This is a genomic window from Spirulina sp. 06S082 (genome assembly GCF_034932145.1).
Taxonomy (GTDB): domain Bacteria; phylum Cyanobacteriota; class Cyanobacteriia; order Cyanobacteriales; family Spirulinaceae; genus CCY15215.
On sequence record NZ_JAYGHV010000326.1, the window covers coordinates 1 to 7249 of the forward strand.

8 protein-coding genes are annotated in these 7249 nt (G+C 44.3%); 7 read left to right on the forward strand and 1 reads right to left on the reverse strand.

Annotated features, from left to right (window positions below; genetic code table 11):
• The 5 genes from VB714_RS20280 to VB714_RS20300 form a co-directional block, all read left to right on the forward strand.
• A partial coding sequence (locus VB714_RS20280; RefSeq protein WP_323226499.1) for an Hsp70 family protein occupies positions 1–1332 on the forward strand: 1332 nt, incomplete at its 5' end.
• 135 nt (positions 1333–1467) lie between these two features.
• Complete coding sequence (dnaJ, locus tag VB714_RS20285) at positions 1468–2607, forward strand: molecular chaperone DnaJ (RefSeq protein WP_323226500.1); 1140 nt, start codon at positions 1468–1470, stop codon at positions 2605–2607.
• A gap of 5 nt (positions 2608–2612) precedes the next feature.
• Positions 2613–2858, forward strand: a complete 246-nt coding sequence (locus VB714_RS20290; protein ID WP_204105943.1) for a sulfurtransferase TusA family protein — start codon at positions 2613–2615, stop codon at positions 2856–2858.
• A 17-nt stretch (positions 2859–2875) separates the two neighbouring features.
• Positions 2876–3934, forward strand: coding sequence for a small ribosomal subunit biogenesis GTPase RsgA (rsgA, locus tag VB714_RS20295; protein ID WP_416309750.1), 1059 nt, complete (start codon positions 2876–2878; stop codon positions 3932–3934).
• 45 nt (positions 3935–3979) lie between these two features.
• The gene (locus tag VB714_RS20300; protein WP_323226502.1) at positions 3980–4699 is read left to right on the forward strand and encodes a sulfite exporter TauE/SafE family protein; all 720 of its coding nucleotides are present in this window, start codon (positions 3980–3982) and stop codon (positions 4697–4699) included.
• Positions 4700–4718: 19 nt separating this feature from the next.
• On the opposite strand, the gene VB714_RS20305 is transcribed toward VB714_RS20300, so the two are convergent.
• Entirely contained in the window at positions 4719–5339 is a 621-nt protein-coding gene (locus VB714_RS20305; protein ID WP_323226503.1) for a retropepsin-like domain-containing protein, read from the reverse strand.
• 121 nt (positions 5340–5460) lie between these two features.
• On the opposite strand from VB714_RS20305, the gene VB714_RS20310 reads away from it, so the two are divergent.
• Both VB714_RS20310 and VB714_RS20315 read left to right on the forward strand, forming a co-directional pair.
• The gene (locus VB714_RS20310; protein WP_323226504.1) at positions 5461–6735 is read left to right on the forward strand and encodes a valine--pyruvate transaminase; all 1275 of its coding nucleotides are present in this window, start codon (positions 5461–5463) and stop codon (positions 6733–6735) included.
• Positions 6736–6870: 135 nt separating this feature from the next.
• Positions 6871–7041, forward strand: a complete 171-nt coding sequence (locus VB714_RS20315) for a hypothetical protein (protein WP_323226505.1) — start codon at positions 6871–6873, stop codon at positions 7039–7041.
• The last annotated feature ends 208 nt before the right edge of the window (positions 7042–7249 follow it).

Sequence of the window (7249 nt, forward strand, 5' to 3'; positions counted from 1 at the left end):
GGAAACAATCACCTCGGTGGTGATGACTTCGATGATGTCATCGTGCGCTGGATGAGTGAAAACTTTACAGCAAAAGAAGGGGTAAACCTCGGGGAAGACAAGATGGCCTTACAACGCATGAGAGAGGCGGCGGAAAAAGCCAAAATAGAACTCTCTAGCGTTGGGAGTACCTCCATTAACCTGCCCTTTATTACCGCCGATGAAACCGGTCCCAAGCACCTCGAAACAGATTTACCCCGCTCTAAATTTGAAGAACTCGCCCTAGAATTGATTAAAGGCACGGTTCTTCCGGTTAAGCAATCCCTCAAGGACAGCGATCTTAAACCCGACGAGATCGATCGCATTATCATGGTGGGGGGTTCGACCCGCATTCCTTCCATTGGTAAAGCAATTCGGAAATTCTTCAACAAAGAACCCGATCGCTCCGTTAACCCCGATGAAGCCGTTGCCCTCGGTGCAGCCATTCAAGCCGGGGTTTTAGGGGGGGAAGTCGAAGATTTACTCCTTCTTGATGTCACTCCCTTATCCTTGGGCATTGAAACCTTGGGAGAAGTGTTCACCAAAATCATCGATCGCAATACCACCATTCCCACCAGCAAATCTCAAGTCTTTTCCACGGCGATCGACGGGCAAACCTCCGTTGAAATCCACGTTCTCCAAGGAGAGCGAGCCATGGCACGGGATAATAAGAGCTTAGGGAAATTCCTCCTGAACGGAATTTTACCCGCCCCACGCGGGGTACCGCAAATCGAAGTCAGTTTTGAAATTGATGTCAACGGTATCTTACGAGTTTCCGCCCAAGACAAAGCCACCAATAAAGAACAAAGCGTCAGCATTACCAACACCGGTGGCTTAAGTTCCTCCGAAGTGGAAAAAATGCGAACGGAAGCCGAACGTTATGCCGAACAAGATCGTCGGCGCATGGAATTGGTAGACTTGAAAAATCAGGCAGACAGCATCGCTTACACCCACGATGTCACCCTGAAAGAAAATGCCGATTTGATTCGCGAAGATCTGAAAGTTCGAGCAGCAGAGAGACGGGCAGCTTTAAATGCGGCTTTAACCGACAACTCCCTCAGCGTCGAGGAAATCAAGGAAAGACTCGAAAGTTTCAAACAGGCTGTCTTAGCCGTGGGAACTGACTTGTATAATCGTGCCAATCAGGGAACCAGCGAGGAATTTGAAAGCGTGGAAGCATCCAGCCCTCCTGCCAGCGAACAGCCTACGGAAATTATTGCCGATGAAGGAGGAAACATTGAGGAGGACGAGTTTAGCTTTGACTTTGACGACGACGAGCAAACCGCCGCGACGGACTACGAACCCGTAGATTAATGATTTCCGAACCCCTGGCGATCGCAATTAAAATCAAAATTAATCAATATTGTTATCAAAGAATAATTGATAATTAATAATTGATAATTGATAATTGACAAAAGACTAACTATACACTCAACAGATCGGCACCCTATGGCAGGCGACTACTACGAAATCCTCAATATCTCCCGCGATGCCAGTCCAGATGACATCAAACGCGGATATCGCCGTTTGGCGCGGAAATATCATCCGGATGTCAACAAAGAACCAGGAGCAGAAGAGCGGTTTAAGGAAGTCAATCGCGCTCACGAAGTTCTGTCGGACCCGGAACTGAAAGCGAGATACGATCGCTTTGGCGAACCAGGGGTATCTTCCTCGGGACAGGGCGGGTTCTCCGATTTTGGCGACGTGGGCGGCTTTGCAGACATTTTTGAGACTATTTTTAGTGGCTTTGGCGGGGGGGGCGTGGGAACCGGTACCCCCCAACGCCGACGCAGCGGCCCCGTGCGAGGGGAAGATTTACGGCTCGATTTAAAGTTGGAATTTCGGGAAGCTATTTTTGGGGGGGAAAAAGAAATTCGCATCCCCCACCTCGAAACCTGTAAAACCTGTACCGGAACGGGGGCAAAACCAGGCACTGGGGTGAAAACTTGCCAGACTTGTAATGGGACGGGTCAAGTCCGTCGTGCCACTCGAACGCCTTTTGGTAGTTTTGCTCAAGTTTCCGTTTGTCCCACCTGTAACAGCGAAGGGCAAGTAATTGAGGAGAAATGCGAAACCTGTAGTGGGGTCGGTCGCACTCAAGTCACGAAAAAATTAAAAATCACGATTCCCCAAGGTGTGGATAATGGAACGCGCTTACGGGTAGCACGAGAAGGGGATGCTGGCTTGCGGAATGGCGCACCAGGAGATTTATACGTTTACCTATTTGTTGAAGAAGACAAAGAATTTAAGCGGGATGGCGTAAATATCCTCTCGGAAATTACTGTAAGTTATTTACAAGCAATTCTGGGGTGCAGGATTCCTATTAATACTGTTGATGGCGAGACGGAATTAACGATTCCTCCAGGGACTCAACCCAATACTATCTTGACTTTAGAAGATAAGGGGGTACCGCGTTTGGGCAATCCTGTCAGTCGCGGCGATCATTTAATTACCATCAAGATCAATATCCCGACGCGAATTAATGCTGAAGAGCGGGAATTATTGGAGCAATTGGCAAAAATTCGCGGTGAAGCGGCAGGAAAAGAAGGGGGTTTGGAAGGATTTTTAGGCAAAATGTTTCGGGGCTAAGTTCTATGAACCACGACGAAATTAATAGCATTGCTGATGTTCAGTTGGATTTACGGGGAACTCCTTGTCCGATTAATTTTGTGCGGACAAAATTACGCTTGGAACAAATGGAAGCGGGGCAATTATTGGAAGTTTGGCTCGATCGCGGGGAACCGATCGAACAGGTTCCCGATAGTTTGGTGATGGCGGGTTATCACCTCGAGGCGATGGAAGACCGTTCCCAATATTTTGCCCTACAGGTGAGGAGTTGAGCCATGAACGACGAACGATGAAGATAGTGGGAACGGTAGTCGCAGTGCAGGCTAATTTTTATCGCGTGCGCTTAGATCGGGTTTGGGAAGGGCATCAGTTTTTGTTGTGTACGCGGCGATCGCGCTTGAAAAAAATCGGGCAGAAAGTGATGGTGGGCGATCGCACCATTGTTGAAGAACCAAACTGGCAAGAAGGACAAGGGGCGATCGGGGCGATCGTACCGCGCACAACCTGTTTAGAACGTCCTCCGGTGGCCAATGCCGAACAAATTTTACTGTTATTTGCCCTGGAGGAACCAACTCTCGATCCGTGGCAATTGAGTCGCTTTTTAATTCAAGCGGAATCTACCTCTCTCACTCCGCGTTTGTGTTTGAATAAGCGGGACTTAATCGACAAGGAGCGGCAGCAGGAATGGGCAGTAAGGCTACAAAAATGGGGCTATGACCCCATCTTTATCAGTGTTGCTCAGGAGGAGGGATTAGAGGATTTAGAGGGGGTATTAGCGGATCGAACAACAGTGGTAGCGGGACCGTCGGGGGTGGGAAAATCGAGTTTGATCGGCAAACTCATTCCTGAAGTTAAATTGCGGGTCGGGGAAGTATCGGGCAAACTACAGCGCGGTCGTCATACCACCCGCCATGTTGAGTTATTTGAGTTACCGAGAGGGGGACTTTTGGCAGATAGTCCAGGGTTTAATAAGCCGGATTTGGTTTGTGATGCTCAAGAATTGGTACAGTATTTTCCCGAGGCGCGATCGCGGGAAAATGGGTGTCAATTTCGCGATTGTTTACACCGAGATGAACCAAACTGCTCAATTCGGGGAGATTGGGAGCGATACGAACATTATCTTCTGTTTTTAGGGGAAACTCTTGCAAGAGTCGAAATGCTTCAACAACGACCTGATGAAGAAACGACGGTCAAGTTAAAAATTGCTGGCTCGGGCAAACGTGAGTACGAACCTAGATTGGAGAGTAAAAAGTATCGCCGAGAGTCCCGTCGTCTTCGTCATCAGACGCTACAGGATTTGGTGGAAGAAGCGGAAGAAGAAGAGGATGGAGGGAATTCTCTTCTTTAAATTCGGGATTACTCAGGAGTTACCTACCGATATTAGATAAATGAGATGGAATTTGCAACTATTCTGGCGATCGCGATTATTTTTTGCGGGGTCTTATTACAAGGAATTTTTGGTTTTGGGAGTGCTTTATTGGCGATGCCTTTATTAAGTTTGATTATGGATTTAAAGGTTGTTACGCCGACTTTTGCACTGTTAATGGCGACAGCGACAACATTAATTTTTTTAACGAGTTGGCGACAAGTAGAATTTGCTGCGATCTGGCGACTGTTGGTGACGACAATTCCGGGAGTTTTTGGAGGTGCTTGGTTATTGAAAGTTGTCCCACAAATTTTTATTTTAAGAGGAATAGGATTATTTTTGATTATTTTTGGAGGCTATAGTTTGGGGAAATTTAAACTCCCTAAATTAGGCGATCGCGCTGCTTATGGCTTTGGACTCATTGCCGGTATATTCGGCGGAGCATATAATTTAAACGGTCCTCCCGTTGTAATTTATGGTAATATGTGTCGTTGGAATCCTCAGAAATTTCGAGCAACGTTGCAATGCTATTTCTCGATTAGTTCTATCAGTATTCTGATTAGTCATGGATTAAGTGGATTTTGGACAAAACAAGTTCTGACTTTGTATATTTGGACATTACCAGCAGTGGCGATCGCGCTTTTGTTGGGCAGAGAAATAAATCGCCGCTTACCCGTGCAGCGTTTTCAACAATTCATTTATTTTCTTTTAATCGGATTGGGGGTTTTACTTTGGGTTGCTAATTAAATATTTTATTATCTTAAAATTATTCTTTTTCTCGCCAAGTAAAGATAATTTTCTCTTCTGCTTGACGAAATTCAATATTAAAGCGATCGAACACATCTTCTCGTCCTAATAACATAATATCTGCGGTTTCTTGTTGTAGCCAAGCAACAGGAGCATTGAATTGGTATCCATCAATTGAGAAATCAATGCGTCGCAAAACATATTTTACTGCTCCTCCTAATGTTTGTCCAACCAAGATTTCCTCGCGATCGGCTAAAGCAAATCCCAAATTTTGACCGATTTTAAAAGAAATAACACTAAAATCCGCACCAGAATCAACTAACATGGTTAAATCAATTTCTCGGTTTTGATTGCGTAAACTGACGGGATAATTCGGTTGCCATTCATGGCGACTAACCGTGCGAAAATAAATGGGTAAAATTACAATCGAGCCTGTAAATCCGGGAACTAAATAAATTGAATAGACAACACCCGATGCGTCTGCTTCTTCTAAGACGCGATCTAAATCTTCATTGACAGCAACAACTCCATCGCCATTGTAGGCAACATATTGATGGGCATATTTTTGCAAATCTCGAAGATTGCGATTGAGCCATTGTAACATCCGATCGCGTTCTTCGGGAGAAATATTAGCAGTCATTGCAATCAACAAAGAGTAGTTATAAGATAACGAAATACCTTGCTCTTCTCTATTCTATACCCATTAAGTTACAATTATTGTTAAAATATTTTTCATCTTTTATCTTTTACAATACTCAGCCATGACACTCAATCTCTCTCAATTTGGTCTGCGAATGTCCCAACGCACGGGAGTGCGAGAAATTATGAAAGATATTATTGAGACATTAAGAGCGAGTAAGGGACGAGAGTTTATTAATTTGAGTGCGGGAAATCCAGTGATTTTGCCAGAAATTGAGCAATTATGGCGAGATTGTACGGCAGAATTGTTAGCAAGTGGAGATTATGGCGAGGTAGTTTGTCGCTATGGCACTTCTCAAGGATATGCCCCTTTAATTGAAGCGATCGCAGCAGATTTTAATCAACGCTATAACTTAAATTTAAGCGATCGCAATATTTTGATTTCACCAGGTTCTCAAGCACTCTATTTTTATGCAGCGAATGCGTTTGGTGGCTATAATACCGACGGGCAATTAAAACAGATTGTCTTGCCTTTATGTCCTGATTATACGGGCTATGGTGGTGTTAGTTTGTTTCCTGAAGCAGTTGTTGCGTACAAACCCAATTTAGAAATTGAAGAAAAGGCACATCGTTTTAAATATCGTCCCAATTTAAACCAATTAAAAATCAATGAACAAACGGGGTGTGTTATTTTTTCTCGTCCTTGCAATCCGACGGGAAATGTGTTAAGCGATCGCGAAGTTGAAACGATTGTTGAGTTAGCAAAACCCGATCGCGTTCCTGTATTTATCGATTCTGCTTATGCTCCTCCTTATCCTGCTTTAAATTTTACAGAAATGAGTCCTATTTTAGGAGAAAATATTGTTCACTGTATGAGTTTATCAAAAGCCGGATTACCAGGGGAACGAATTGGAATTGCGATCGCAGATCCGGAGACAATTGATATTCTCGAAGGATTTCAGAATAATACTTGCATTCACTCTCCTCGCTACGGACAAGCGATCGCAGCGAAGGCGATCGCCTCGGGACGTTTAGCAGAACTTTCAGAAACTGTAATTCGTCCCCATTATCAACAGAAATTTGCGGTTTTGGAGGCGACTTTAGAGGAATACTTACCGCAAGATTTGCCTTGGTTTTTACATCGCGGAGAAGGGGCAATTTTTGCATGGTTATGGTTGCGGGATTTACCGATTACGGATTGGGAATTATATCAAAAGGTAAAGGAAGAGGGAGTTATTTTAGTGCCAGGATCGACCTTTTTTCCCGGCTTACAGGAGGAATGGGAACATCAACATCAATGTTTGCGAATTAGTTTGACCGCAACACCAGAAGAAATTGTGCAGGGAATGCGAAAATTAGCAGAGGTGACAATCAAAGTTTATGCCAGGGCTTTATAGTCTCGTGGCGATCGCTAACAGCTTCTATTAATCAAAAATGAAGAACTAGAGTTTCAAATTTTACCAAATGGGGAGTTTTCTAATGTTAAGCTAGTAAGGCATCGTTAGTATATCAAATGGAGCGTAACCTATTCTATGTCTCTAGAAACTATTCCCGAACCTATTACCTTGGAAATTTTGGCAAAGGCGATCGCTTCTCTCGACTTTGACCAAGCAACTGAATTAAGGCAAATTCTAGATGAGGCGATCGCCGATCTTGAAGAAGATTTCCTTGAACAAAATGTCGAGCGCAGTCCCGACCCATAATCTTTGATTTGGGTAGGGTTAGCGAGACCAGCAAAGGAAATCGCGAAGCGTCTATATTCTATATGAGGAAGGGTTTTCAGAGTCTGGAAATTAGGTATATTTTTTTGAGAACTGCATTGACGAGTAAACATCAATTTAATAGAATAGAAATGCGGGTAAAAAGACGATTAAGCAAGTGAGCCGACGAAAAGCCAAAAGCAAAACTAAA

Excerpts from the sequence above, each read along its gene's own strand:
- VB714_RS20305 (WP_323226503.1), bottom strand. The coding sequence starts at position 5,339 with ATGACTGCTAATATTTCTCCCGAAGAACGCGATCGGATGTTACAATGG.
- VB714_RS20315 (WP_323226505.1), top strand. The coding sequence starts at position 6,871 with ATGTCTCTAGAAACTATTCCCGAACCTATTACCTTGGAAATTTTGGCA.
- rsgA (WP_416309750.1), top strand. The coding sequence starts at position 2,876 with ATGAAGATAGTGGGAACGGTAGTCGCAGTGCAGGCTAATTTTTATCGC.
- dnaJ (WP_323226500.1), top strand. The coding sequence starts at position 1,468 with ATGGCAGGCGACTACTACGAAATCCTCAATATCTCCCGCGATGCCAGT.
- VB714_RS20300 (WP_323226502.1), top strand. The coding sequence starts at position 3,980 with ATGGAATTTGCAACTATTCTGGCGATCGCGATTATTTTTTGCGGGGTC.
- VB714_RS20310 (WP_323226504.1), top strand. The coding sequence starts at position 5,461 with ATGACACTCAATCTCTCTCAATTTGGTCTGCGAATGTCCCAACGCACG.
- VB714_RS20290 (WP_204105943.1), top strand. The coding sequence starts at position 2,613 with ATGAACCACGACGAAATTAATAGCATTGCTGATGTTCAGTTGGATTTA.